The following is a 25,254-nucleotide window of genomic DNA, read 5'->3' on the forward strand; positions in this document are numbered from 1 at the left end:
GAAAGAATGGTTATACGTTCTGATTTGGAACTCGACACGTCAATTAGTTCCGAAACAAGACTTATTTCGTCTCAAACAGACGCTCCGACAAATAGGTGAATTCCAAAGCGGTACGCTTGGCCCGTTCCGTCTGGTTCGCCGCCGCCGAGTGGCCCCCATCAATGTTCTCGTAATAGAGGAAGGGCAGGCCTGCCTCCTCGAACAGTTTCGCCATCTTGCGTGCATGGCCAGGATGCACCCGGTCATCCTTGGTCGAGGTGACGAAGAAGGGTTCCGGATAGGGCTTGGACGCATCGAAATTCTGGTAGGGCGAGATCGTCTCCAGGAAGGCGCGCTCCTCAGGCACATCCGGCGAGCCATATTCATCGACCCACGATGCCCCCGCCAGCAGCAGGTGATAGCGCATCATGTCGAGCAGCGGCACCTGCACCACGACTGCATTCCAGAGGTCCGGCCGCTGGTTCAGCATCACGCCCATCAAGAGGCCGCCATTGGAACCGCCCATGATGCCGAGATGCTCAGGGCTGGTCACCTTGCGGGAAATCAGGTCCTCACCGACCGCGATGAAGTCGTCAAAGACGCGCTGGCGTTGCAGCTTCAGGCCCGCCTGGTGCCAGGCGGGGCCAAACTCGCCGCCACCGCGGATATTCGCCAGCACATAAGCGCCGCCCTGTTCCAGCCAGAGCCGGCCCGTAACCGGGCTGTAGGACGGGTTCATCGACACCTGAAACCCGCCATAGCCATAAAGCAGCGTCGGCGTGCTGCCATCCAGCGTCATCCCGGCCTTGTGCACGATGAAATAGGGCACCTTCGTTCCGTCCTTCGACACCGCAAAGAACTGCTCCACTTCAAGCCCCGACGCATCGAACTTGCCCGGCAGGCTCTTCACGGTCGAGACTTCGCCAGTGGCGATGTCATAGCCGAGCAGGGAATCCGGCGTCAGGAAGTCCTGATAGGTCAGGAACACGGTCTCTTCATGCTCATTCGCGAACACGATTCCCGCCTGGCCCGCACCCGGCAGCTCCAGCGCATCCGTCGTCCAGCCATCTGCGCCGGGCTCCAGACGCAGCACACGGCTCGCCACATTATCATTGATCGACAGCAGCGCCGCGCCCTTGGCCACAGCAACACCATTCACCGCCTGCGCCGCATTCGGCCGGAACACGAGGCTGACCTCCGGCAAGACGCGCGTCTCGAGGAACGCATTCACGTCAAAGGCCACAAGGTCGCCCGTCTTGAACGCCGTGTCCTGTCCCTCCGGCGCCCAGTCTTCCTCCAGCGACAGCAGGAACTGCCCCTTGTAGATGCCTTCCGGCGAGGATTTCAGCGGGATCGGCCAGCGCACAGGCGTCGTCTCGCCTTCCGGCAACCACCAGAAGGAATGGGTGAAGAAAGTCTCTGACTTTACCGCCCCCTGCAGAACCCGCCCGTCTTCAAGCTCCATTACCGATGGCCACACGCCGACATGCTCCCGCGTTCCGCGGATCACTTCCTCGGCCTCAGACAGCGGCGTTCCCCGCTTCCAGCGCTTTACGACAAATGGATAACCCGATGCCGTGACCGTACCTTCGCCCCAGTCCGAAGCGATCAGCAGCGTGTCCGCATCGACCCATGAGATGCCCTGCTTGGCCTCAGGCGTAACGAAACCGTCCTCGACGAACGTCTTGGTCTCAAGGTCGAACTCGCGATTGATCACCGCATCCTTGCCGCCATCCGACAGCGACACGAGGCAATGGCGCACGGGCTTGCCCTTTTGGCGCAGGCAATTGGCGCCCGTATAGACCCAGTTGCGATCCTCGTCGGCGGCCAGCCTGTCAAAATCGACAACCGTCTCCCACTCCGGCGCGTCTGTCGCGTAGCTCTCAAGCGTCGTCCGCCGCCACAGGCCGCGCACGTTCACATCATCCTGCCAGAAATTGTACACCATGCCATCGCGCACCGTGCCGTAAGGGATGCGTGCATCGGAGGTCAGAACATCCAGCGCTGCGGCTTCATATTTCGCATAGCGCGGGTCTGCCTGCAGCTTCGCGAGGCTGCGCTCATTCTGGGCGCGCACCCATGCCAGCGCTTTCTCGCCTTCGACGTTTTCCAGCCAGAGGTTTGGATCGGTCTCGGCGGCTTTCGGGCTTTCGGCGGGGGCGTCTGGCAAGGCAGTCTCCATTTCAGGCGTATGTGTACAGGCGGCGATCATCAGGGTCAGCAGCGGAATAAAACGGCGCAGCATGGCTCGGCTCCTCGGAAATTCGGCTTCGTTCAAGTTTTGACTCGTCGCCTGACGGGAATGCACGACATAATAGGGCGCTTGAGCGATGGCAAACTGGGGACGACATATGGACAGGATATTCGATAAGAACGCACCGTCACGGCGCAACCTCCTCCTCGGCGCAGGCGCTGGCCTCGCCGGGCTGGCCGCCGCTGCCTGCTCCCGCAAACCCGAGCCCGCGCCAGGGCCGGAAGGTATCACCGCCACAACGATCCGCGACGCCGAGGCGCTCACAGGCATAACCTACACAGATGCCGAACGCGCCCAGATGGTGGCCGATCTCGAAGCGCGCCTCGGCGCCCTCCAGCAATTGCGGGAGGTCGACAAACCAAACAGCCTCGCCCCGGCAACCGTGTTCGATCCCCGCCTGCCCGGCATGGACTATGGCCTGACCGAAACCTCCAGCGTCAGCGTCATGCCCTTTGTGAGCGCTGCCATGCCGGGCGAAGAAGATGTCGCCTTTGCCTCGCTGACCCAGCTGCGCACATGGCTGTCAGCCGGTGCTATCTCCAGCCGGGAGCTGACGCATCTCTACCTGAAGCGCATTGAGATCATCGCCCCCAGGCTCGAATGCTTTGTGACCGTCATGGCTGAACGGGCCCGGCGCGAAGCGGACGCCATGGATGCCGAGCGCGCGGTCGGCAAGGTGCGCGGGCCCCTGCATGGCATTCCCTACGCCTTGAAAGACCTGTTCGATGCCGAGGGCGCGCCCACAACCTGGGGCGCGGCGCCCTACAAGACACGCGCCTCTGAAGGCGACAGCGCCATTGTACGCAAACTGTCTGATGCCGGCGCCATCCTGCTTGGAAAAACGACATGCGGCGCGCTGGCCTATGGCGATGTCTGGTTTGGCGGTGTGACGCGCAACCCGTTCGATACCCGCGAGGGATCGTCCGGCTCCAGTGCAGGCTCGGCCAGCGCCACGGCAGCAGGCCTGTGCGGTTTTGCGATCGGCACTGAAACCCTCGGCTCGCTTGTCTCGCCCTCGATGCGCTGCGGAACGACAGCGCTCCGGCCCACCTTCGGCCGGGTCAGCCGGGCAGGGGGCATGGCGCTTTGCTGGTCACTCGACAAATGCGGGCCGATTGCCCGCTCGGTCGAAGACTGCGCGCTGGTTCTGGAGGCGATCAATGGTTTCGATCCTGCCGATGCAGGCTCCATCGCCGCCGGCTTCACCTATGACTTTCGCACGCCCATCACCGGCCTGCGCCTCGGGTTTGATCCTGCCTGGCTGACGGAGGCCACCGAGTCGGAGAAGAATGCGATCGAGACGGCAAAAGGTCTCGGCGCCACACTCGTCCCCTTCACAGTGCCGAACCTGCCCTCCGAACCGCTCTCGCTGCAATTGACGGCTGAGGCGGCAGCCGCCTTTGAAAGCCTCACGCTGTCAGGCCGCGATGACGAACTGACGTGGCAGGATCCGGAAGCCTGGCCGAACAGCTTTCGTGGCGCCCGGTTCATCAGCGCGGTAGACCTGATCCAGACGGACCGCCTGCGCCGTCTCTGGATGCAGGCCATGCATGAGGCCTTCGCAGATGTGGATGTCGTGATTGGCCCCAGCTATTCGAGCGGCATGCTCACGCCAACCAATTTTACCGGGCATCCCTGCCTCGTCCTGCGCTGCGGCTTTGAGATGACCAAACCAAGGACACTGTTCGATACAGAGGCGAACCCCGACGCACCGCAGGCCCGCACACCGGTCGCCATTTCGCTCTGGGCGCCCCTCTTCAGGGAAGGGCCGATGCTGGCTTTCGGGCGCGCGCTTGAACAGGCGCTGGGTGTATCCACCGAGAGACCTGTATTTTAGTCAGTCTTCCATCTTCCGATCCGCTCGAATGTCACGCGCTCAATGACGATTGCGCGGCTCTTCTCGGGAACAACGGGCCGAAGACCCAGATAGTCCACACCCTGATCGCCCTCGATCATGGGAACGTCATAGTCGAAACTGAAATCCTCGAAGCCGGGTTTGAGATCGAATATTTTCCAGCCCGATTCCCCCACGCGTCCGGCTGAATAATTCACCGCGAGTTGCATGGCGCCCTTGTCGTCGGCCGGGCGCGCACGCACGATCGTGCGGATGGTCTGGCCCGCAAACTGGATTTCAATATCGGCCGCGAGCCGAAAATGCGGGCCGAGTTCCGGCTCATCGCGCAACGCGCCTGTATCCGCCTGTATCAGTAGCAGGCGTTCCCCATCCGGGCCGTCGATCAATTCCGTCTTGGCATTTCCGCCCGCATAGATCTTGTGAAGATAGTCTCCCTCGACGACGATCTTGTCATAATGCGCGCCGTCGCCGGTCACCGTGCCGCTCGGCAAGGCGCCAATAGCCGGACGGATGGCAAAGAAGACCATCAGGCCCACAACAACCAGCGCAGCCGGGAAGAATAACCTGTCTCGCATGCGAAGCGTCCTTTGCTACCGGCAATGCGCGCAAGGGCGCTGGCCAATCATAGCATCTGCTGATAGCAGGTGCGCAATCGGTTTGGCGAGCCGTATGCTCGGCTTCACATGCATTTCGAGGACCCGTCCCAATGTCCAGGTCAGCCTTGAAGCGTCGGGCCAAGGAAGCCCGCACATGGCTTGCGGATGCCTGTTTTCCTCTCTGGGCCGAGCGTGGCGTGAACAGTTACGGCCTGTTCCGCGAGGGGCTTGAGCTTGACCATAATATCACCGATGCCCGTGAGAACCGTGTCCGCGTCCAGGCCCGGCAGACCTATGTCTTCGCAGAAGCCCTGCGGCTCGGTTGGCGCCCGGACGTGTCATGCGACCGGGTTGAGCTCGGCCTCGGTATCCTGACGGGCCTCGCCCGCCGCGATGACGGCCTTGTCGGCCGCACGCTCCAGCCTGATGGCAGCGGCCTTCTGGATGAAACGCCCGATCTCTATGACATTGCCTTCACACTCTTTGCCATCGCCGAATCCGCCGATGCGCTTGGCGGCACGGGCGAAACCCGCGCGAGTGCCGGCGCCCTGCTCGATGCCGTCGACCGGCAGATGCGTGACCGCCTGAATGGCGGATATGCCGAAATCCTGCCCCGCCCCGGCATCCGCGAGCAAAACCCGCACATGCACCTGCTGGAGGCCTGTCTTTCCCTTCACAAGGTCGATCCTGACGGCGATCATCTCGCCCGCGCTGCCGAACTGATCGCCCTTTTCGAAACGCGCTTCACGGCAGGGCCGGGCGGCTTACTGGGCGAACGCTTTGCGCCGGACTGGTCCACGCCAGAAGGCCGCGACGCCGATATTGTCGAGCCGGGCCACCAGTTCGAATGGGTCTGGCTGCTCCATGCCTATGCGGCGGCGACCGATACGCCGGTCCTTCCGGCGGCAGCCACGCTCTACGACTTTGCCTGTGCCACGCTTGATGATGATGGAAGGGCCTGCGTGGAAGTAACCCGCGAGGGCCAGCCTTTCGATGGCTCCCGTCGCACATGGTCCCAGACCGAGGCCCTAAAGGCGCATCTCAGCATGCTGGAATCCACCGGGGACGAGCGTCACGCCGCAGCCGCCTGCACCAGTTTTGACGTCATCATGGACGAATTCCTGACGCCCGATGGCGGCTGGATCGATCACTATGGCGCCGAGGGCGACATCCTCTCGACATTCATGCCCGCCTCCACGACCTACCACGTCGTTCTTGCCTTCGCCGAGCTCATCCGGGTCATGAAAGCTTGAATCTTTGATGTTTTACCCCGAAAAGGGCGCCAGTCGCCTGAAGTGATGCCGTTTTGAGGAAAGCCGACCGATGACCAAACTCGCCCTTGTCCGCCACGGACAATCCGCCTGGAACCTTGAGAACCGCTTCACCGGCTGGTGGGATGCAGACCTCACCGAAAAAGGCGAGGCCGAGGCCCGCCATTCCGGCACGCTGCTCAAGGGCGTCGATGCCGACTTCCGCGCAGCTTTCACCAGCGTCCAGACCCGCGCCATCCGCACGCTCTGGATGGCGCTCACTGAAATGGGCCGCGTCTGGGTACCGGTCGAGAAGAACTGGCAGCTCAACGAGCGCCATTACGGCGGACTGACAGGTCTCGACAAGGCCGAAACCGCCGCCAAGCACGGCGACGAACAAGTGCACGTATGGCGCCGCTCCTATGATGTGCCACCGCCCCCCATCGACGAAGACAGCCAGTACAATCCGGCGAAAGACCCGCGCTACAAGGGCATTGATGTCCCGGCCACGGAAAGCCTGAAGTCCACGCTTGAGCGCGTGCTGCCCTATTGGACCAGCGAAATCGCGCCTGTCCTGAGCGCCGGAACAGACACGGTGATCGCCGCCCATGGCAATTCGCTGCGTGCCCTCGTGAAACACCTCTTCAACGTGCCCGATGAGTCCATTACCGGGATCGAGATTCCGACCGGCAATCCGCTCCTGATCGATCTGGACGCCAATCTGAAACCTGTTTCGGTTCGCTATCTGGATCCTGCGCGCGCCACGCCGCTGCCCGAGCTGCCATGAGCAAACGCCGCGACCGGCGCATGATGGGCCGGGCCCTCGGCCTTGCGCGCCTCAATCAGGGCCTGACCGGACCAAACCCCTCGGTGGGCTGCGTGATCCTTGACGCCGACGGCCACATCATTGGCGACGGCGTCACCGGATTGGGCGGACGCCCCCATGCCGAAGAGATTGCCCTCGACGAAGCCGGCCCGCGCGCCCTCGGCGGCACGGCTTATGTCACGCTGGAACCCTGCCGCGAGCGCTCAAGCGGCACCCCGTCCTGCTCCACCAGGCTGAAAGACGCCGGCGTGGCCCGCGTGGTCTGCGCGATTAGCGATCCCCATCCGCTGGCTGAAGGCGGAATCACTGCCCTCCGCCAGGCCGGCACCCGCGTCGAGATCGGCCTCGGCGAGCGCGTTGCAGCGCGTCTCTACCGGGGCTTCTTCCAGACGGTCCATGCCGCCAAGGCCTAGCCCGCGAACGGCCCTGCATGGGCAGCGATCTTTTCATAGAGCGCAATTGAATCCCGCTGGAAGACAGCCTTGGTAAACTGCGCCTCATAGGAGGCGCGGCCGCCAGCCACCAGCTTCGCCGCCAGATCCTTGTCCGTCACAACCTTGCGCAAGGCGTCAGCCAGGGCATCAACATCATTCTTCGGAATGAGCAGGCCATTGACGCCGTCCTTCACATAGGCCGCCGGACCAACCGCATCCGCGGCGACCAGCGGGCGTGACCCCGCCCAGGCATCCACCGTCACGGTGCCGAAGGGTTCATAGCGCGACGGGAAGGCGACAACATCGCAGGCCGCCAGCAGCGCGCCGCGATCATTGCGCCAGCCAAGGAAGCGCACGCGGTCATCAAGGCCAAGCCGCGTGCAATGCGCCTTCAGTTCCTGTTCGAGCGGGCCTTCGCCCGCGATCCAGACATAGAGCCCGTCAATCTTCGCCGTCGCATCGAGCAGCGTATCAAGGCCCTTCTTTTCGTGCAGGCGCGCCAGTGCGAGCGCGACCGGTGCATCCTCTGGCGTGTTCAGCGCCTTGCGGCTCGCCGGGTCTGCGCCGGTAAAATCGGCATATGTATGCACGATGGCCGAGCGCTCATCGCTGACGCCTTGTTCGCGGATATGGCGCAGCAGGTCGATCGTCAGGCCGACATGCCATTCGCAATTCTTGAAACGCGCCAGCTTGTAATAGCCGCCATACCAGCCGATGGACCGTGTGCGGTATTGTTTTGGCGCAAACTGTCCGGCCCGGCCCATCCAGTATTCGATTACGTCCGGCTCGAATTGCTTGATGGCGTCCGCGATCACGCGCTGCGTCGGGAAGGGCCAGCTATTGTTGAACGCGGCCACATCGACGCCGATGCCAGCCTCGCGAAATTTCTGAATCCGGAACGCATTGTCAGGCCGCGTCACGACGTGCTGCGCAAGATTGGTCTCGGCAAGTGCCAGCACCGATTCCAGCATGATGTTTTCCGCGCCGCCTTCTGCCGCGCCTGCCATGACATGCATTACACGCATTTCATTCGTCCTTTATTTCCTGCCACCCCAGCATTTGATGGAGCGCATACCCATTATCGGCGCAGGCGGCAAACGCTGCTTGGCAGTTCGGGGTGAAGTCCCTAGAGAGGGGCCAGACTTGAAGGGTAGCGTTATGACCAATTATCGTCTGTTTGGCGCAGACACGTCTCCATACTCGCTCAAGGTGAAAGCCTTCCTCACCTACAAGGAATTACCCTTCGAATGGGTCACGCGTTCGCGCAGCAATGAGGCCGATTTCCAGGCGAATGCGCAGACCATCGCGACCGTTCCCCTCCTCGTTTCACCGACACGGCCCGTCAGCCAGGATTCAACAGCCATGCTGGCAGCGATCGAGGCTGACCATCCAGAGCCCTCTTCGGTTCCTGATGAACCAGCCTGCGCAATGCTCGCGCTGATCCTTGAGGATTTTGCCGACGAATGGCTGAACAAATGCATGTTCCAACAGCGCTGGGGCCAGTCGCCAGACCGCGAGGCCGCCGCCTTGCGCGTCCTCGCCCAGCTCTATGACGGCAAGCCGCCGCGCGCCCGCAAGGCGCCGCAGAAGCAGATTGTCGAGCGCATGACCGCGCGGCTTTCACTGGTCGGCGCCGAGGCAGACAATACCGCAACCCTCGACGCCTCCTGGCGCCGCTTTGCCCTTTGCTTGAATGACCATCTGACGAATCATCTCTGCCTCTTCGGCACGCGTCCCTCCGTGGCAGACTTTGCCCTTGCTGCACAATTCCAGCAGATGTTGCTGGACCCGACGCCTGGTAACTGGCTCCGCGATCGCGCGCCCTTCGTGGCCGCTTGGTGCGCCTTTATGGAAGCCCCACAGGCAGGCGGTCCGTTCGCAGATCTCGGCGCACTGGAAGAAACGCTCGCCCCGCTTTTCGAGAGCGAACTCAGCGTCACTTACCTGCCATGGGCAAGTGCCAACGCGGCCAGCGCGTCGCGCAATCGCAAGCGCTTTTCCGTCACGCTCACAGACGGCGCTTTTGAACAGGGCACGCAGCGTTATGCGGCGCGTTCCTTCAAATCCCTGCGCGCGGCTGTGTCGACCACCGCCGGGGATGAGAGCCTCAATAAATTCCTTGAGCGGACGGGTGCGCGCAAACACCTTGCCAAGGCATAAAAAACGGCGCGCCCCGTGGGACGCGCCGCTCTTCATTTCATGAAAGCTGCAGAATCAGGCGGCGCTGCCTGCCGCTTTTTTGCTGATCAGCTTCGGCTCAGACCGGGCTTCGTCCGTGCCAATCGAAATCTTGCGGGGCTTCTTTTCTTCAGGAAGCTCGCGCACCAGATCGATGCGAAGGACACCATGGTGGAGCGCGGCGCCGGTCACGATCACGTGATCGGCGAGTTGGAAGCGACGAATGAAACTGCGCTGCGCAATGCCGCGATGCAGGAATTCGCGTCCGTCGCCATCCTCGTTTTCGCCTTTCTTGCCGGCGACCGTCAGCTGGCCTTCCTTGGTCTCGATGTCGAGATCCGCCTCGGTAAATCCGGCAACGGCAATTTCGATGGCGAAGGCATTCTCGCCTGAACGCTCAATATTATAAGGGGGATAGCCCTGTGTACCGTCGAGACGCGATGCGGTGTCGATCATCGTGGCCATGCGGTCAAAGCCAACCATCGTGCGGTAAAGGGGGGTCAAATCGATATTGCTCATGGAAACAGTCCTCTAGTCTGAAGCAACTGTGAGGGACCTGCAGCAAACAGGCCCTCGGTTCGTCTCGGGCCATGTGAACACCCAGCCCGTCATCGGCGCTGGCACATTTCCCGGTCCCGGCCCGCATTGCGGCACCGTGACAATTAGTATTTGGGTAGCGTAAGGGGGTGTTCAAGATGTCAATGAAGGAGAAGGCGATGAAGAATTTCCTGTTGGCGGGTGCCGCGTTTGGCTTGCTCGCTGCGTGTGGGCAACCGGAGACACCGGCCCCCGTCGAAACACCGCCGGCCGAGGCCCCCGAAGTCGCTGCGCTCAGCCCGCTCCAGGAAGCGGTCAATGATGCAGGCCGGTCCGACGCTGAAAAGGCGCGCGACGTTTGGCGTCACCCTGTCGAAACTCTCGAATTCTTCGACGTTGAACCAACTGACACCGTGGTCGAAATCTGGCCCGGCGGTGGCTGGTACACCAATATCCTCGCGCCCTATCTCGCGGCCGGTGGCGGCAAGCTCGTCGCAGCAGGCTTCGATCCGGCTGCAGCACCGGACGAGGAGCGCAAGCAACGCACGATTGACCGTCTCGCCGAGTTCAAATCCAATTATACCGATCCGCATTACGGCACGATTGAATACAGCGTCTTTTCCGGCGTCAGCGGCCCGCTGACCGAAGCCGGTACGGCTGATGCCGTGCTGACCTTCCGCAATGTGCATAACTGGATGTCGGGCGGTTATACCGAGAAGTTCTTCACCGATGCCTTTGCAGCCCTGAAACCGGGCGGCGTACTCGGCGTCGTCGAGCACCGCCTGCCGTCCACCGCGACGCAGGATCCGACCGGCTCGACCGGCTATGTGCACGAAGACTTCATCAAGGCGCGCGCCATTGCGGCGGGCTTCGAATTTGTCGGCTCGAGCGAAATCAACGCCAACCCGGCTGATACGACAGACCACCCCTTTGGCGTCTGGACGCTGCCTCCGGTCAGCACAACGACCGATTCCGATGGCAATACACCGGAAGGCTTTGACCCAACGCTTTATGCCGATATCGGCGAGAGCGACCGGATGACGCTCAAATTCGTCAAACCGGAATAGGAAGACACGCTTCGCGGACCGGGAACGGTCCGCGAAGTCCCATGCGGCGCACCCCGAATAACCCGTGAAGCCCACGCAACGACCCTAGAATACCCTTCAATGCCCCTGCAGACGCTCTTCCCGACCCTCATCCGCCATGCCGCAATCGGGGATGATCCGCTGCGGGCGTCCCTCGAGAAAGTGTGCTGGCTGCTCGAAGATGAGGACGAGGCCGGCAATGACTGGTGCGACAGCGAAGGCTATGACGGTTACACATCCTATGCCTCGCTCGATGACCTGCCGGAGCGCTTTCCGGAGATCGCAGAACTCAAGGCATTCCTCGATTCAGAAGCAGAGGCTTATGCCCGTGATCTGCACTGGGATATGCAGGATCAGACACTTGAGCTGAACGGACTATGGGTCAATATCCTCGGCGAAAGCGGCAGCCATTCCGGCCATATCCACCCTGGCAGCGTCATCTCCGGCACCTATTATGTCTCCATTCCGGAAGGGGCCGGACAGCTCAAATTCGAAGACCCCCGTCTCGCCTTCATGATGGCCGCCCCGCAGCCCGAAGACGACGCCCCGGAAGCCGCCCGCCGATTCGTCTACGTAACTCCCACCCAGGGACACGCCATGTTCTGGGAAAGCTGGCTGCGCCACGAAGTGATGCCAAACCGGAGCGACATTCCCCGGATTTCCATCAGTTTCAACTATGCCGTCAAACGGGATTAGCCCCGCAAACACTGGATATTTCAGATGATCATTGTCACAGGCGGCGTCACGACGACACCAGACAACCATGATGCCATCCTCGCCTTGTCACTTGAGCACGTTAAGCGCTCTCGCACTGAGCCAGGCTGCATGGCGCATAATGTCCATGTGGATTGCGAAAACCCAAATCGCCTTGTTTTTCTTGAATATTGGCTGGATGCCGCTGCGTTGAAGACCCATTTCGCCGTTCCGGCCAGCCGGGACTTTGTGGAAAACGTGCGCCAGTTAGCGTCCGGGACGATCGAAATGGCCATATTCGATTCTCAGCCCTGGCCGGTGTCGTGAATGCACGGTTAACCCTCTGGGACACTGCGAACTCTTGACCTGAGCGCTGCGACAGGCCATCCGGCTCGCCAGCAAAATCAATTCCTCCCTGATCAGACAAGCGAGCTTCGTCCCATGGACCTTTCCAAGATCACAACCGGCCAGAACCCACCTGATGACCTGAACGTCCTGATCGAAGTGCCGCTGGGCGGCGATCCGATCAAGTACGAGATCGACAAGGCCTCCGGCGCCATGTTCGTCGACCGCTATCTCTACACCGAGATGCGCTACCCCTGTAATTACGGCTTCGTGCCCCATACGCTGAGCCTTGATGGCGATCCGATTGACGTGATGGTTGTTGGCAATCGCCCGCTGGTTCCGGGTAGTGTCGTGCGCGCACGCCCTGTCGGCGTCCTGATGATGACTGATGACAAGGGCCCCGATGAGAAAATCCTCGCCGTGCCGCACAACAAGCTGACCTCCTATTACGACAAGATCGCCACCTATCACGACCTGCCACAAACGCTGATCGACAAGACGGCGCACTTCTTCGAGCACTACAAGGATCTCGAAAAAGGTAAGTGGACGCGCATCGAAGGCTGGTATGGCATCGAAAAAGCGCGCGAGCTGATTTCGCTCGCCGTAGAGCGCGGTAAAAAAAGCTAAAGCCAGACGGCGGTCGCATTCATGGACTTAACCGTCTGGCTTGCACTGCTGGCCTTGTTCTTTGCAGGCGGCCTGACGCCCGGCCCCGCTGTGATGATGGTGATGAGTACGTCCCTGCGCTACGGCGCAGTGACGGCGCTTATTCCCGCCGTCGGTATATCCACTACCAATCTTGTCTGGATCACGCTTGCGGCGACGGGCCTTGCGACTTTTGCCGCGAGTGCTCCCACCATTCTCTTGGCGCTGAAACTTGCCGGACTGGTATTCATCGCCTGGCTTGCCTGGACCATGGCGACGGGTGATCCAACCCAGCCACGCGCCAGCGCCGCGCAAGCCCCACCGAAAGCGAGCCTCTTTGGCCGGGGCATCGGCCTGCAATTGCTCAATCCCAACGCGCTTGTGTTCTTTGGCCTGCTGCTACCCAGCTATTTCGATGCCGATCACCCGGTCTTCATGCAGGCAGCGATTATCATGGCCACTGTAACGGCGACAGAAATGCTGGGGCTCACAGTCTATGCCTGGGCCGCCGATGCCAGAACCCGGCTTTTGCGCTCTGGTTCAACCGCGCGGCCGCTGCTGCGATGCTCGCTTCAGCCGGCTTCGCCGCTTTCCTGACAACGGCTAAGTAGCAGAAATTACTTCAAAACGACCCGTTTTTGCATTGCGCCAGTGCAGCTCGCCATGAACGATGGCAAACCACGCGCCGTGAAGCGAAAGCTCTCCCGCCTCCACAGCCTTTGCAACGAACGGGAAGGTCATAAGGTTGGCAATCGAGACCTCGACACCTTCGAGCTCCAGGGCAAACTGGGGGTTCACCGAGCCACTCTCGACAACCCGCTCACGGGCCTTTTCGAGAAGACGGACCCACGGCGTCACGAATTCGCCGATGGCCGGATTGCCCGCACCATCCAATGATGCCGCAATGCCGCCACAGCCGCCGTGGCCCATAACGACGATATGCTCAACCTTCAGCACATTCACCGCATATTCCAGCGCCGCACTGACACCGTGAAGACCGCCATCAGGCTGATAGGGAGGCACAAGATTGGCGACGTTACGGACAACAAACAACTGGCCCGGCGCGGCATTGAAGATATCTGACGGCTCTGCGCGACTGTCAGCGCAGGCGATCAGCATGATATTCGGATCCTGCCCCTGGCCGAGCTCACGATAGAGATTTGCCTGTTGGGCATAATCACCTGCGCGGAACCGCCTGTAGCCTGAAATCAGGTCATCAATCGATTTCATCTGACTTATTCCTGTGTCTGCGCGGCTTGCGTAATCGATATTGAGCAATCAGCAAGCGGAATTGGGACAAATTGTTAGCGATATGTCTATAATAACAAAATAGGCATCATGAGACCCATCACCATTCCTCGCCTTTCCAGGAGACTTCAATGGCGACTACGACCGACGGCTCCAAGACCTCCCGCAAGGGCCCGACGCGCAGCGAAGAATCGAAAGCCGCGATCCTTGAGGCCACACGTGTTGAAATGGCCGAAACGGGTTGGCGCGGCTTCAGCGTGGACAGCGTTGCCAAACGGGCAAGCGCTTCAAAACAGACAATCTACCGCTGGTGGCCTTCGATTGGCGCCATGTGTGTCGATGCCGCGCTGGCACTGATCCCTGACAGCCCGGATGGCGGCCGCGACCCGCAGGAGCGTGTCACGGCGCTGATCGTGCCGCTGGAGGCGACGGCACGCACCGGGCAGGGACATGCCGTCTTGCGCGTGGCACTGCTCGCCGCCGTCGACGACAAGGAGGCCGGTGAAGTCTGGCGTGCCTGGATAGGCCGCGACATCCGCCAACCGTTGCGCATGCTGCTCGCTGAACTCGCTGGCAAGAAGGTGATCCGCCGCGATTTTGACCTTGATGAAGTGCTGGAACTTCTGCTCGGCCCGCTTTGGCACCGCCTGATGATCATGAGGGCGCCTGTCCGCGAAGGCTTTTGTGCCGAACAGGCGGGTAATTTCCTCAGGGTCTACGCCACCTTCTGAGCCAATCGCGCCGCGAGTCTGCATGAATCTTGCACGGCTATCCCCAAAAACGACGGGGAGTGCAGGAAATGCCACTAGGACGTGTAAATTGGGTCGATCACGCAAAAGGCGCGTGCATCATTCTCATCGTCGCCCTGTTTACGACACAGGCGTTCAGCGCGTCGGGCCTGCATACTGGCTGGATGGACCTGGTGATGCGCTGGGCGCAACCCTTCCTGATGCCGGCATTTTTCTTCCTTGCGGCGCTCTTTCTCAACAGGACGCTCTTCGGGCCTTCACGGCACTATATTGACCGCAAGATCCTTCACTTCGCCTATTTCTACATTGTCTGGCTTGTCTTGCAGGATGCGGTGCTGAACAGCGAACTGGTGCTCACCGCACCGCACATCTTTCTGGGCAACCTGCTAAGTGCACTGGTCGAGCCGCGCGATAGCCTGCTCCTTGTCTACATGCTGACCGTTTTTCACGGCGCGACCTGGCTTCTAAGACGCATGCCTGCGCGCAAAGTCTTCGCTGTGGCGGCCTTTTTACAGATGGGCTTTGCGACAGGCTGGATAGACACTGGATCGCTTGTCCTCAACGAATTCGGCCGCTGGTATGTCTTCTTCTTTGCCGGTTTCGTCGCTGCACCGGTCATCTTTGAAATGGCTGAACGCGTCGCCGGGCATACTGCGCAAACATGGCGTGTCCTTATCGGATGGGTGGTCGCCAACGCGGCCTTCGTCGGCCTCCACGTCGCGGGCCTGCCGCTGATCAGCCTGGCTCTGGGCTTTGCCGGCTCCGGAGCGATGATTGCGTTTGGCCTGATGCTGTCACATGTCAAATGGTTGTCCATCATTGGATATGCCGGGCGGCATTGCCTGATTATCTATCTGACATGCGCCATACCCGTCACGTTGCTGCAGCGCGGCCTGATTGCGAAAGGCGAGATTGACAACACAGGTCTGACAGTTCTGGCGACGGCTTTGGTGGCCGTGGCCCTGTCGCTCGCGTTCCATAGACTGGTCCGCGGGACGCCCCTGAATGTGCTGTATCGCAGGCCCATGCGGCTGCGCATCAAATCGGCCAGATTCAGCCGCTCATCAGCCCTGCTGCCCCCGCCACCGACAGCTGCCTGACCGCTACTTGGCGCGGTGCCAGACCATCAAGGGATCGAAAGCGCCGGTTTCGGCCGCCCTTTGGAGCTGTGCAATCTGGTCTGAAACGACATTCTTGGCCTGGCCGGGCATTGGCGCATTGTAGAGCGCCTGATCGAGACGGCAGATCTGCTCGAACAGGGCTTCCGAACGTGCGACGAGTTCCAGGAAGCGGTGCGGCAGGCCCTTGTCGCGCTGCGCATCGGCATCAAGCGGCGGATCATCCCGGTTGACGCGATACTTGCGTGCCGAAGCATCCTCGCGCCGCATTTCGCCATCGCGCACGGCTTTTTGCATCACTAGCCAGCTTGCAGCCTGCATCAGGCGCGTTGTCAGCTCCATGCTCCATGCGGAATAGGTCAGTCCTGCCTCTCGCGGCAATGTGCGGGCGTGATCACGGCCGGGGCCGTCGAGATAGGAAGCTGTTTCCTCAACCAGCGCCATGCCCTTCGCGAACACAGTGTCGAAAAGTTTACCGCCGGTGAAAGAGTTGAGGCTGTCGGAGCCGTTTTCGGGTGACCCGTTTGCCGCCATCTTCAAGACCTCAGAACACAAAATGCAATCTCGATACTTAAGTCATAACCCGTTTCCGAGGCCTTAACTCTTTCCGCCAAACAGGGCGTCGGCCGCAGATTTCTGGGCCTCTTTCTTTGCGATTTCAGCCTCGCATGCCGCGATCTGGTCGCGCAAGGTGCTGATACGTGCGTGCAGCTCGTCGATCGACATCTGATCCAGTGTCTGGCCGCGATTTGTCAGGATCGGTTCTTCTTCAAACACGGGGCCTCTCCTTCTCTGCATACGCCGGTAGGCTTTCATAAAAACAGAAAGGCGGGCTAGAAGCGACTCCCTGACCGCCATTTTCATGAAGGAACGACGCCATGACCGAGATGATGAAAGCCGTAATCGTGGAGGATGGCGCGCCGCTCCGTCTTGGTGACGTCGAAGTGCCCACGCTGAAACAGGGTGAAGTCCTCGTGAAGGTCGCCGCCGCCGGTCTCAACCGCGCAGACCTGATCCAGCGCAAGGGCGCCTATCCGCCGCCGCCGGGTGCGTCCAACATCATGGGCCTCGAAATCGCTGGCCATATCGAGGCCCTGGGCGAAGGCGTGACGCGCTGGAAGGTCGGCGACGCTGTTTGCGGCCTGCTGGCTGGCGGTGGCTATGCTGAGCGCGCAGCCGTAGACCAGGGCTCGCTCCTGCCCATTCCTGAAGGCATGGACATGGCACATGCTGCCTGTTTCCCGGAAGCCCTCTTCACCGCATGGGCCAATGTGTTTGATCGGGTCGGTCTTAAGACTGGCGAGGATTTCCTCTGCCATGGCGGCACCAGCGGGATTGGCGTCATGGCGATCCAGATGGCGCGTGTTGCAGGCGCGGGAAAGATTTTCGCCACGGCCGGTAGCGACGAGAAATGCGCACTTGCTGCAGAACTGGGCGCTGATCGGGCGATCAATTACAAGACCGAGGACTTTGAGGCTGTCGTGCGCGAGGCGGGCGGCGTGGACGTCACGCTCGACATGGTCGGCGGTGATTACGTTCAGAAAAATATCGGCGCGGCGAAAGTGGACGGCCGCATCGTCAATATCGCCTACCAGAATGGTTTTACGGCGGAGGTCAACTTCGCGCCCGTGCTGATGAAGCGGCTGACGCTGGCTGCGACCACGCTGCGGGCGCGGCCCGTGCCGGAGAAGCAGCGCATCCGCGACGCGGTGGAAAAGGACTTCTGGCCGCATGTCGTGTCTGGCCGTATCAAGCCCGTTCTGGACAAGACGTTCGCCATGTCGGAGGCCGAGGCGGCGCAGGCCTACATGGGGAAAGGCGCTCATTCGGGCAAGATCATTCTCACCCTCTGAGACGTATGCCTTTTCATTCAGCATCGCATGATCTATAATGTTTTCAGGTTCCAAGCTTGCCTGAAACCTTGACCGCCCGGCACGATGTGTCGGGCGGCTGCATTTCAGGCCCCAACGTGCTCCAAGGAGACATCCCATGTCCGAGATTCTGATGCCCAAGGCGACAGCCGTCTGGCTGCTGGACAATACGACCCTGACCTTCACGCAAATCGCAGCTTTCTCTGGCCTGCACCACCTTGAGGTCAAAGGCATCGCCGATGGGGACGTCGCCGAGAACATGCGCGGCGTTGACCCGATCGCTGGCGGTATCCTGTCGCGCGAGGAAATCGCGCGCGGCGAAGAGAACCCTGATTATGTTCTGAAAGTTGCCGCATCCAAGATCGCGCACATCCCGCAGCCGCCGCGCAAGGGCAGCCGCTACACGCCGGTCATTCGCCGTCAGGACAAGCCGGACGCCGTGGCGTGGTTCATCCGTAACCACCCGGAAGTGTCGGACGCGCAGATTTCCAAGACGATCGGCACGACCAAGTCGACGATCAACAATGTGCGGGACAAGTCGCACTGGAATTCGCAGAACATCCGTCCGGTTGACCCTGTGACGCTGGGCCTTTGCACCCAGATCGAACTGGATGAAGTGATCGCGAAATCGGCGGATAAGCGCCGCCGTATTGAAGCTGAAAAGAGCCTCAATACGGAAGGTCCGGGCCTTGTGCCGACGCAAGACGATGCGGCTGCATACGAAGCGGAGAAGGAAGAGGATCGTCAGAAGAAGGACGTGTCTGCGGCCGACGTCTTCCGCGACTTCAGCTAGTCGGATCTGCAGTCAGGACTGCAGTTTACGAAGAAACACATAGAACGCACCGGCGCCGCCATGGCGCTGGTGCGCTTCGGCATAGCCTGACACGAGCGTGCGGGCATGATCCGTGTCGAGCCAGGCGAGGAAATTGCGCTTCAGCACGCCTTCGCCCAATCGACCCTTACCTGTAATAACCAATACACAACGCGACCCGTCTGCCTGGGCATTTGACAGGAAGCCGGGCAGGGCACGGGCTGCTGTGGCTTGTGTATGTCCGTGCAGGTCGAACGTCGCTGAAACGACGAGTTTGCCCCGCTTCACGCGCTTTTCCTTGCCGCGATTTGCCGGACCACCGACGGGTATTCCCGGACCGTTCGCGGGTACTTCACGGGGCGTTGCGGGGCGCCGGGTGGGTATTCCCGGACCATTCGCGGGGGCTTTCTGGTCCGGTTCGCCCGCTTCGAGGGCCGAAATCAGCGCGCCGAAGTCTTCGGGCGCCGGGCCGATGGGTTTGATGGATTTCGCGACGCGCGACCAGGCCTTGGCTTCTTCAGGGGTCAGGGGGCGCTTCGACATGAGGCCCGTCTAGGGCGCTGCGGGCGGATCGCCAAGACCCGGGGCTTCAGACACCATCATGTTGCGCAGGAGCCTGTCAGCCACCGCCCGAGGCAGGAGGACCCAAAGGCGGCCCGGCGCGTTCATGGTGCCGGCGCGCGAACCGGCATCGGTCCCCGTACCGAAATAGAGGTCACCGCGCACAGCCCCCTTGATGGCGCCGCCCGTGTCTTGCGAGATGAGGAGGCCTGACCAATGCCCGCCCAGACCGGGCGCGCTGGTCTCGACGAACATGGGCATGCCGAGCGGCTGGATGTCGGTGTCCACCGCCATTGAGGCGAGCGGCGTGAGTGGCACGCCCTGGGCACCTACGGGTCCGAGCGTGGGGTCGCCTTCAGGCTCGGCGCGGAAGAAGACATAGCGCGGGTTCTGGTTCATCGCGAGGCGCGCCTCGGCAGGGCCGGCGCGGTCCATCCAGGCACGGATGCCCTGCATGCTGGCCTCACCCCGTGTGATACGGCCGGTTTCCATGAGCCAGTTGGCGGTCGACTTGAACCTGTGCCCATTATGCGCGGCGTAGACAGCCCGCGTTGTGGACCCATCCGGGAAGGTCAGCCGGCCGGAACCCTGAATCTGCAGGAAGAAGACATCTGATGGATGCGCATAGGCAATCGGTGCGACGCCTGCGCGGCTGATTTCCTCACGCGAGGGATAAGGGCGGGTGCGGCCATCCGGCAGACGCTGTAGCGGCGACGCGCCGTTCGGAATGAGGTCTGCCGGCATGGCGGGGACTGGCTCTGTGAAGGGCGGCACAGGTGTGCGGCGCGCTTCATAGGTCGGCTCGAAATAGCCGGTGAAGCGGCTGTTGCCATCGGGCGAGAGCGCCTCGATGGGCGTGAAAAGGCTCTGATAGGCGGCGCGGGCGCTGGCTTCGTCGCGGATACGGGCCATGGCGGCGCAGGCCGGGAGCCATTCGCCGACCTGACCGGCCCATGTGGCCTTTGCGGAGAGACCGGCATTCCTGGGCCGCGCCTGCAGCTTGGTGCAGCTGCGCTGGAAAGCCTGGACGCTGTCCATCAGCCTGACACCTGACCAGCCGGGTAGATCCCCATAGGCCCCGGATGCAACGCCAACGGGCGGCAACAGGACGGGCCCCGCCTGTGATGGCACGGATCGGGGCGCCTGCGTGCTCTGGCACGAGACAAGCGCGAGCGACAGGAAAGCAATAGCCAGTGTGCGAAGCATAGGCGTTTTATGGCCCGCTTTGCGCGCAGCTGTCATCCAAAACTGTCAGGAAATACTGATCGGCCGTTCAGGCGACCGTATCGACGTCATCGAGGATCCAGTTCGGATCCGTGCCGCGGACATTGCGCATGAAGGTCCAGTGTTCCTTGGCCGTGCGGGTGATCTCGCCATCGCCGAGTTCGGCTTCATAGCGCACCACGATACGGGCCATATCACCATCCAGCTCAGCGCTTTCGATCTCAGCCCGTCTAACGCGGAGGAGTTCGAACGTTTTCTCGCCGCTTGTCTGGCGGGCCGTGATGGCCTCGTCCCAGGCTTCGTAGACATCATCGTCCAGCATCGGCCGCAGCGCCGCGCGATCACCCTTGGCAAAGGCCGCGACGATCATCGTATAGGCGGACTTGGCACCCTGCAGGAAACTGGAGACGGTAAAGCTGTTATCGGCATTGTAGATGTCTTCGAGACCGCCAGCTGCCGGGCCTGTGAAGATGGGGCGCTCTGCCATCACACGCCGCTCGCGACGCTCGGCCAGCTCCGCGACATTGCTTTCAGCGGGCGTGGATGAAGTGGTTGGGCGCTGCACAGGCCGGTCATTGCCACCACGCCCGAGCGCCATGTACAGGCGCGACAGGACGATCAGCGCCACGGCTGCCAAAACTAAAACCTCGATCACTGGGTCGAACATGTCTTATGGAATTCCTTCAAGTATCCGGCCTCTTCCCCCTAGATAGGCACGCGCGGCCACAAACGCCAGTGAACGTTGCGCCTTTGGAGGCCGCATGCTAGGCGCGCGGTGCGATCCAGGTAGAGGAAACATCATGACAGACACGAGCGCACCGGGAAACCCCAATCCCCCGCAAGACCCTAATGACCAGAAGCCCGCGGCACCCGTGATGCGCGTCCTGGGTCAATATGTGAAGGACCTGTCCTTCGAAAACCCGGGTCATGCGCCTGTTCAGTCGCAACCGAATATCGATCTGGGCATCGATGTGGGCGCGACGCCCCATGCGGACGGCAATGGCCTTTTCGAGGTTTCGCTGAAGCTTTCCGCCAAGGCGCTGGCCGACGGCAAGGTCATGTTCATTTCAGAACTGGACTATGCCGGCCTCTTCCAGCTGCAAAATGTTGCGCAGGACCAATTGGAGCCGATGCTGCTGATCGAAGCGCCACGCCTTCTGTTCCCGTTTGCCCGCCGCATCATCGCAGAGATAACGCGCGAAGGTGGCTTCCCGCCGCTGCTGATCGACCCGGTCGACTTCGTGGCGCTGTACCAGGCACAGGTGCGCCGCGCCAACACCGCCGGAACACCGACCCAGCAATAGGCCTCAGGCCTGTTTCCACAGACAGTCGGGACCGAGTGTCTCGATGAAGGCCGCGTGAGCGGCCTTCTCTGATTCTGTCAGCAGAGATGGCAGCTTGTGTGGCCGCTGGCGGGCCGTGCGGCGTTCGCCGGCAGCCAGCTCGGTTTCCGGCGTATCGAAGGAGAAGGCGCGCGCGCGGCCGCCGAGCAGTTCCAGATAGACGCTGGCCAGCAGCTGGCTGTCGAGCAGGGCGCCGTGCAGCGTGCGGCTTTCGAGCGAGATGTCGAAACGCTTGCAGAGCGCGTCGAGGCTGGCCGGGGCGCCCGGATATTTCTTGCGCGCAAGGGCGGCCGTATCGAGCCAGCGATCATCGGGGATGGGGTCTCGCCCGCAGAGGGCAAGTTCCATGTTCAGGAAGCCACGGTCAAAGCCGGCATTGTGGGCAACGAGCGTGGCATCGCCGACAAATTCCAGAAAGGCGCCAACGACATGTTCTTCCTCGAAGAAGGGCGCATCCTTGAGATGATCGTCCGTCAGGCCAGTGATACGGATGGTCGCCTCGGACACGGCGCGGCGCGGATTGATGCGGGTGTGGAATGTCTTGCCGGTCGGGATGTGGTTGATCATCTCGACGGCGCCCATTTCGATCACCCGGTCGCCTTCGTTCGGGTTGAGCCCGGTGGTTTCCGTATCGAAGGCAATCTCGCGGATGAGCGGGGTCATGAACGGGCTTCCTCTTCCTTGCGATTCATCAGGCCGATTATGGCCCGGACATGGTCGCGCGCAAACTCGAAACCATGGCCCGTGGAGATCACAAAGTCAGCGCGGGCGCGTTTCTCTGCATCGGGCACCTGACGCGCGAGGATGGATTCAAAGGTTTCGACCGTCATGTCGGGCCGCGAGAGGACGCGCTCGCGCTGGACCTCCGCCGGGGCGCTGACCACCACGACATAGTCGCAGAGCTGCCAGCCGCCTGTCTCATAGAGGAGGGGAATGTCGATGACGACGAAAGGCGCGCCGGCCTCTCGCGCCTCTTGGCGGAAATCATGCTGGGCCTTGCCGGCGAGCGGATGGACGATGGATTCGAGGCGCTTCATGGCCTCGGCATCATTGAGCACACGTTCGCGCAGGCGCAGGCGGTCTATGGCGCCATCGACGGCCACGCCGGGAAACGCGGCTTCGACAGGCGCCACGGCTGCGCCGCCCTTGCCGTAAAGTTCGTGGACGGCGGCATCGGCGTCATAGACGGGCACGCCTTCATCGCGGAAGAGCTGGGCGGTGGCGGATTTTCCCATGCCGATGGAACCTGTCAGCCCAAGGATTATCATGATGTGGCCTCCACCACCTTGCGGCATTTGCGCTCGGCGGCCTCTATGTCCGGCACGATGCCGAACCAGTGTTCGAAGGCGAAGGCCGCCTGGGCGACAAGCATGCCGAGGCCATCCATGATGGTCCAGTCCTTCTCGGCAGCAGCAGACAGTGTTTTGCTGGCGGCGGCGCCATAGCTGATATCGTAGAAAGTGCGACCGTGACCGGGGGGCAGCTCAAGCGATTGGCCGGAATGGCCGAGACTGAGCGTATTGATGACGATTTCAGCTGTAGGCAGACGATTCATGCCGTCTTCGAGTGAGCAGACTTCGGGCGTGTCCAGCAGGTCAGCGGCGATGGCTTCTGCGCGTGAGACGGTCCGGTTGCTGATTGTCAGTTTGGCGCGCATGTCCGTCAGGACAAAGGCGAGGGCGCGGGCAGAACCGCCGGCACCGAGAAGGAGCACGTTCTTCCCGGCAATATCTATGCCGGCCTGATCGAGCGTGTGAAGGAAGCCGGGCGCATCTGTGTTCTCGGCGCGCCAGCCACCTGCATCTGTACGGATCAATGTGTTGGCTGCGCCAATGCGGCGGGCGAGATCACCTGCCTCTTCGGCGAGGGCGAGGGCCGTGTGCTTGTGGGGCAGGGTGATGTTGAGGCCGCGGGCACCCTGGCGGGTGAGCGTATCAAGCGCCGATTCCAGTTCGCCGTCAGGCACCTGCATCGCTTCATAGGTCGCGTCGATGCCGTGCTCGCGCAGCCAGGCATTGTGGATGAGGGGCGATAGCGAATGAGAGATCGGGTCGCCGATAACGCCGTAGAGCTGTGTCATGTGGCGAGGGCTCCCCGGATGCGGAGGTAGTCGAGCAGCGGCAGGAGCGGCAGGCCGAGGATCGAGAAATAGTCGCCTTCGATCTGCGTGAAGAGCTGCGCGCCGAGGCCTTCGAGCTGGTAGGCGCCGACCGTGGAGAGGAGCGGTTCGCCGACGCGGTCGACATAGTCATTGATGAAAGCTTCGCTGAGCGGGCGCATGGTGAGTTTCGGGCGGGCAAGGTGGCGCCAGACGGGCGTGCCGTTTTCGCAGATGACGATGGCGGTTTCGAGCGTGTGCGATTTGCCGGAGAGCTTGCGCAGGTGATCGCGGGCCCCTTCGAGATCGACCGGCTTGTCAAAGGCTTCGCGGTCGAGCGAGAGCATCTGGTCTCCGCCGATGACGAGGCCTTCGGTGCGGTTGGAAACTTTGACCGCTTTCAGCTCGGCGAGCTGCATGGCCTGGTCGCGGACGGACATGCCTTCGGCGCGCATGGCGGCCTTGGCTGAGTCTTCGTCGACATTCGGTTTGATACTGGCAGCTTCAACGCCAGCGCCGGCAAGCAGCGCCCGCCGGCTGGCGCTGCCCGAGGCAAGGGTGATGGCGAGGCTCATATCTGGCCGCGCCGTTCGTTCAGGAGGTTGAGGATGGCCGCAGCTGTTTCTTCCACAGACCGGCGGGAGACATCGATTGTCTTCCACTTATTGCGCTGGAAGAGGCGGTTGGCCTGTGTGACCTCATCGCGCACGGCGTCCTCGTCGGCATAGATCGTGTGTTCGTCCTGGTTGAGCGAGATCAGGCGCTGGCGGCGGATCTGGACGAGGCGTTCGGCGCTGATCTTAAGGCCGACCACCATCGGGCCTTTCTCGCCGAGCTTTTCCATGAAGTCAGGCAGCGCAACGCCGGGCACGAGCGGAATGTTACCGGCGCGGACTTTGCGGTTGGCGAGATAGACACAGGTTGGCGTCTTGGATGTGCGGCTGACGCCGAGCAGGATCACGTCGGCACCGATCAACCCGTCGACATTCTGGCCATCATCATGGGCGAGCGTGAAATTGATCGCTTCCATCCGGTCGAAATAATCCTGATCGAGCGCGTGCTGGCCGGCGACCTTGTGGTTGGCTGCAATCCCCAGATGGCGACCGAGCATGGCGATGGACGCGTCGAGAACTGGCAGGGTGGCGACACCGCGCTCGCGGCAGAAGGCTTCCAGCCGCGCCCGCAGGGCTTCATCGGAAATCGTATACCAGACGACGCCCGGCGCGGCCTCGATCTCGCGCATCACGCGCTCCAGCTGGCGTTCCGAGCGGACGAGGTAGTAGTTGTGCTCGAGCGGCTGTACATTCTCGAACTGCGCACAGGCGGCCCGCTGAACGGCATTGAGGGTTTCGCCCGTACTGTCTGAGACAAGGTGGACGTTGAAATAGATGCTGGGGCGCTGCGGTGGGGTCATGGCTTCCTCTCTTGCCGATGGCCGGGCGTTTTCACAAGACCTGTGTAGTTCCTGTGCATAGATGATTCCTCACACCGGGAGTCACAATCCATCCACATGCGGCGGAATCTGACTCCCAGGGAATCCCCCTATGTTCCATC

Annotated in this window: 30 protein-coding genes; 15 read left to right on the plus strand and 15 right to left on the minus strand. The window is 61.7% G+C overall.

Going from position 1 to position 25,254, the window contains the following annotated elements; all coding sequences use genetic code 11:
• Positions 1 to 61: 61 nt before the first annotated feature.
• Positions 62 to 2,224 carry a prolyl oligopeptidase family serine peptidase gene (locus V7651_RS09960; protein WP_335613106.1) on the minus strand — a complete coding sequence of 721 codons (2,163 nt, stop codon included), beginning with the start codon at positions 2,222 to 2,224 and terminating at the stop codon, positions 62 to 64.
• Between the two features lie 106 nt (positions 2,225 to 2,330).
• Here V7651_RS09960 and V7651_RS09965 point away from each other — a divergent pair, with 106 nt between their 5' ends.
• Positions 2,331 to 4,070, plus strand: coding sequence for an amidase (locus V7651_RS09965; RefSeq protein ID WP_335613107.1), 1,740 nt, complete (start codon positions 2,331 to 2,333; stop codon positions 4,068 to 4,070).
• Here the strand turns inward: V7651_RS09965 and V7651_RS09970 are convergent.
• Positions 4,067 to 4,663, minus strand: coding sequence for a hypothetical protein (locus V7651_RS09970; protein ID WP_335590282.1), 597 nt, complete (start codon positions 4,661 to 4,663; stop codon positions 4,067 to 4,069). The genes V7651_RS09965 and V7651_RS09970 overlap by 4 nt on opposite strands.
• A gap of 131 nt (positions 4,664 to 4,794) precedes the next feature.
• Here V7651_RS09970 and V7651_RS09975 point away from each other — a divergent pair, with 131 nt between their 5' ends.
• From V7651_RS09975 to V7651_RS09985, 3 genes are all read left to right on the plus strand, one after another.
• Positions 4,795 to 5,937 (plus strand): AGE family epimerase/isomerase, encoded by a 1,143-nt coding sequence (locus V7651_RS09975; protein ID WP_335613108.1) that lies wholly within the window; start codon positions 4,795 to 4,797, stop codon positions 5,935 to 5,937.
• Positions 5,938 to 6,007: 70 nt separating this feature from the next.
• Entirely contained in the window at positions 6,008 to 6,721 is a 714-nt protein-coding gene (gene gpmA / locus V7651_RS09980; protein ID WP_335613109.1) for a 2,3-diphosphoglycerate-dependent phosphoglycerate mutase, read from the plus strand.
• On the plus strand, positions 6,718 to 7,173 hold the full coding sequence (locus V7651_RS09985) for a bifunctional diaminohydroxyphosphoribosylaminopyrimidine deaminase/5-amino-6-(5-phosphoribosylamino)uracil reductase RibD (protein WP_335613110.1): 456 nt from the start codon (positions 6,718 to 6,720) through the stop codon (positions 7,171 to 7,173). Before gpmA ends, V7651_RS09985 begins: the two co-directional genes overlap by 4 nt.
• On the opposite strand, the gene V7651_RS09990 is transcribed toward V7651_RS09985, so the two are convergent.
• A complete protein-coding gene (locus V7651_RS09990; protein WP_335613111.1) occupies positions 7,170 to 8,219 on the minus strand; it encodes a glycosyltransferase in 1,050 nt (349 codons plus the stop codon). The genes V7651_RS09985 and V7651_RS09990 overlap by 4 nt on opposite strands.
• Positions 8,220 to 8,352: 133 nt before the next feature.
• Here V7651_RS09990 and V7651_RS09995 point away from each other — a divergent pair, with 133 nt between their 5' ends.
• On the plus strand, positions 8,353 to 9,354 hold the full coding sequence (locus V7651_RS09995) for a glutathione S-transferase family protein (protein ID WP_335613112.1): 1,002 nt from the start codon (positions 8,353 to 8,355) through the stop codon (positions 9,352 to 9,354).
• A gap of 54 nt (positions 9,355 to 9,408) precedes the next feature.
• On the opposite strand, the gene V7651_RS10000 is transcribed toward V7651_RS09995, so the two are convergent.
• On the minus strand, positions 9,409 to 9,891 hold the full coding sequence (locus tag V7651_RS10000) for an Hsp20 family protein (protein ID WP_035538490.1): 483 nt from the start codon (positions 9,889 to 9,891) through the stop codon (positions 9,409 to 9,411).
• A 176-nt stretch (positions 9,892 to 10,067) separates the two neighbouring features.
• Between V7651_RS10000 and V7651_RS10005 the strand changes: the two genes are divergently transcribed.
• From V7651_RS10005 to V7651_RS10025, 5 genes are all read left to right on the plus strand, one after another.
• Complete coding sequence (locus V7651_RS10005) at positions 10,068 to 10,976, plus strand: class I SAM-dependent methyltransferase (protein WP_241766984.1); 909 nt, start codon at positions 10,068 to 10,070, stop codon at positions 10,974 to 10,976.
• 99 nt (positions 10,977 to 11,075) lie between these two features.
• The gene (locus tag V7651_RS10010; RefSeq protein WP_335590276.1) at positions 11,076 to 11,690 is read left to right on the plus strand and encodes a TIGR02466 family protein; all 615 of its coding nucleotides are present in this window, start codon (positions 11,076 to 11,078) and stop codon (positions 11,688 to 11,690) included.
• 24 nt (positions 11,691 to 11,714) lie between these two features.
• Entirely contained in the window at positions 11,715 to 12,014 is a 300-nt protein-coding gene (locus V7651_RS10015) for a putative quinol monooxygenase (protein WP_335613113.1), read from the plus strand.
• Between the two features lie 114 nt (positions 12,015 to 12,128).
• Positions 12,129 to 12,659, plus strand: coding sequence for an inorganic diphosphatase (gene ppa / locus V7651_RS10020; protein ID WP_035538484.1), 531 nt, complete (start codon positions 12,129 to 12,131; stop codon positions 12,657 to 12,659).
• Positions 12,660 to 12,680: 21 nt separating this feature from the next.
• Entirely contained in the window at positions 12,681 to 13,274 is a 594-nt protein-coding gene (locus V7651_RS10025; protein WP_335613114.1) for a LysE family translocator, read from the plus strand.
• 6 nt (positions 13,275 to 13,280) lie between these two features.
• On the opposite strand, the gene V7651_RS10030 is transcribed toward V7651_RS10025, so the two are convergent.
• Positions 13,281 to 13,907 carry a carbonic anhydrase gene (locus V7651_RS10030; RefSeq protein WP_335590273.1) on the minus strand — a complete coding sequence of 209 codons (627 nt, stop codon included), beginning with the start codon at positions 13,905 to 13,907 and terminating at the stop codon, positions 13,281 to 13,283.
• Positions 13,908 to 14,056: 149 nt separating this feature from the next.
• Between V7651_RS10030 and V7651_RS10035 the strand changes: the two genes are divergently transcribed.
• Both V7651_RS10035 and V7651_RS10040 read left to right on the plus strand, forming a co-directional pair.
• Positions 14,057 to 14,656: a TetR/AcrR family transcriptional regulator gene (locus V7651_RS10035; protein WP_034737708.1), complete on the plus strand. Its 600-nt coding sequence runs from the start codon at positions 14,057 to 14,059 to the stop codon at positions 14,654 to 14,656.
• Positions 14,657 to 14,724: 68 nt separating this feature from the next.
• Complete coding sequence (locus tag V7651_RS10040) at positions 14,725 to 15,774, plus strand: acyltransferase family protein (RefSeq protein WP_335613115.1); 1,050 nt, start codon at positions 14,725 to 14,727, stop codon at positions 15,772 to 15,774.
• A 3-nt stretch (positions 15,775 to 15,777) separates the two neighbouring features.
• Here the strand turns inward: V7651_RS10040 and V7651_RS10045 are convergent, their stop codons facing one another.
• Together V7651_RS10045 and V7651_RS10050 are read right to left on the minus strand one after the other, a co-directional pair.
• Entirely contained in the window at positions 15,778 to 16,326 is a 549-nt protein-coding gene (locus V7651_RS10045; protein WP_035538476.1) for a DUF1465 family protein, read from the minus strand.
• A gap of 63 nt (positions 16,327 to 16,389) precedes the next feature.
• On the minus strand, positions 16,390 to 16,569 hold the full coding sequence (locus tag V7651_RS10050) for a DUF1192 domain-containing protein (protein WP_034737702.1): 180 nt from the start codon (positions 16,567 to 16,569) through the stop codon (positions 16,390 to 16,392).
• A 101-nt stretch (positions 16,570 to 16,670) separates the two neighbouring features.
• On the opposite strand from V7651_RS10050, the gene V7651_RS10055 reads away from it, so the two are divergent.
• On the plus strand, positions 16,671 to 17,645 hold the full coding sequence (locus tag V7651_RS10055; protein WP_035538471.1) for an NAD(P)H-quinone oxidoreductase: 975 nt from the start codon (positions 16,671 to 16,673) through the stop codon (positions 17,643 to 17,645).
• A 136-nt stretch (positions 17,646 to 17,781) separates the two neighbouring features.
• Positions 17,782 to 18,456: a DUF1013 domain-containing protein gene (locus V7651_RS10060; protein ID WP_335590269.1), complete on the plus strand. Its 675-nt coding sequence runs from the start codon at positions 17,782 to 17,784 to the stop codon at positions 18,454 to 18,456.
• A 12-nt stretch (positions 18,457 to 18,468) separates the two neighbouring features.
• Here V7651_RS10060 and V7651_RS10065 read toward each other — a convergent pair whose 3' ends face one another.
• The 3 genes from V7651_RS10065 to V7651_RS10075 form a co-directional block, all read right to left on the minus strand.
• Entirely contained in the window at positions 18,469 to 19,017 is a 549-nt protein-coding gene (locus V7651_RS10065) for a Smr/MutS family protein (RefSeq protein ID WP_035538468.1), read from the minus strand.
• A 9-nt stretch (positions 19,018 to 19,026) separates the two neighbouring features.
• Positions 19,027 to 20,241, minus strand: coding sequence for a murein transglycosylase A (mltA, locus tag V7651_RS10070; RefSeq protein ID WP_335613116.1), 1,215 nt, complete (start codon positions 20,239 to 20,241; stop codon positions 19,027 to 19,029).
• Between the two features lie 67 nt (positions 20,242 to 20,308).
• Positions 20,309 to 20,926 (minus strand): Tim44/TimA family putative adaptor protein, encoded by a 618-nt coding sequence (locus V7651_RS10075; protein WP_335613117.1) that lies wholly within the window; start codon positions 20,924 to 20,926, stop codon positions 20,309 to 20,311.
• 133 nt (positions 20,927 to 21,059) lie between these two features.
• On the opposite strand from V7651_RS10075, the gene secB reads away from it, so the two are divergent.
• Positions 21,060 to 21,563, plus strand: a complete 504-nt coding sequence (gene secB / locus V7651_RS10080; protein ID WP_335613118.1) for a protein-export chaperone SecB — start codon at positions 21,060 to 21,062, stop codon at positions 21,561 to 21,563.
• Between the two features lie 3 nt (positions 21,564 to 21,566).
• On the opposite strand, the gene dnaQ is transcribed toward secB, so the two are convergent.
• From dnaQ to V7651_RS10105, 5 genes are read right to left on the minus strand one after another with little or no spacing between them, the layout of a single operon-like run.
• On the minus strand, positions 21,567 to 22,265 hold the full coding sequence (gene dnaQ, locus V7651_RS10085) for a DNA polymerase III subunit epsilon (protein WP_335613119.1): 699 nt from the start codon (positions 22,263 to 22,265) through the stop codon (positions 21,567 to 21,569).
• The gene (gene coaE, locus V7651_RS10090) at positions 22,262 to 22,870 is read right to left on the minus strand and encodes a dephospho-CoA kinase (protein WP_035538463.1); all 609 of its coding nucleotides are present in this window, start codon (positions 22,868 to 22,870) and stop codon (positions 22,262 to 22,264) included. Before coaE ends, dnaQ begins: the two co-directional genes overlap by 4 nt.
• Entirely contained in the window at positions 22,867 to 23,682 is an 816-nt protein-coding gene (gene aroE, locus V7651_RS10095; RefSeq protein ID WP_335613120.1) for a shikimate dehydrogenase, read from the minus strand. The genes coaE and aroE overlap by 4 nt, the downstream gene beginning before the upstream one ends.
• A complete protein-coding gene (locus tag V7651_RS10100) occupies positions 23,679 to 24,275 on the minus strand; it encodes a Maf family protein (protein ID WP_335613121.1) in 597 nt (198 codons plus the stop codon). The genes aroE and V7651_RS10100 overlap by 4 nt, the downstream gene beginning before the upstream one ends.
• Complete coding sequence (locus V7651_RS10105) at positions 24,272 to 25,114, minus strand: pyruvate, water dikinase regulatory protein (RefSeq protein WP_035538458.1); 843 nt, start codon at positions 25,112 to 25,114, stop codon at positions 24,272 to 24,274. Before V7651_RS10105 ends, V7651_RS10100 begins: the two co-directional genes overlap by 4 nt.
• Between the last annotated feature and the right edge of the window lie 140 nt (positions 25,115 to 25,254).

Source organism: Hyphomonas oceanitis, from assembly GCF_036964545.1.
GTDB classification, from domain to species: Bacteria; Pseudomonadota; Alphaproteobacteria; order Caulobacterales; family Hyphomonadaceae; genus Hyphomonas; species Hyphomonas oceanitis.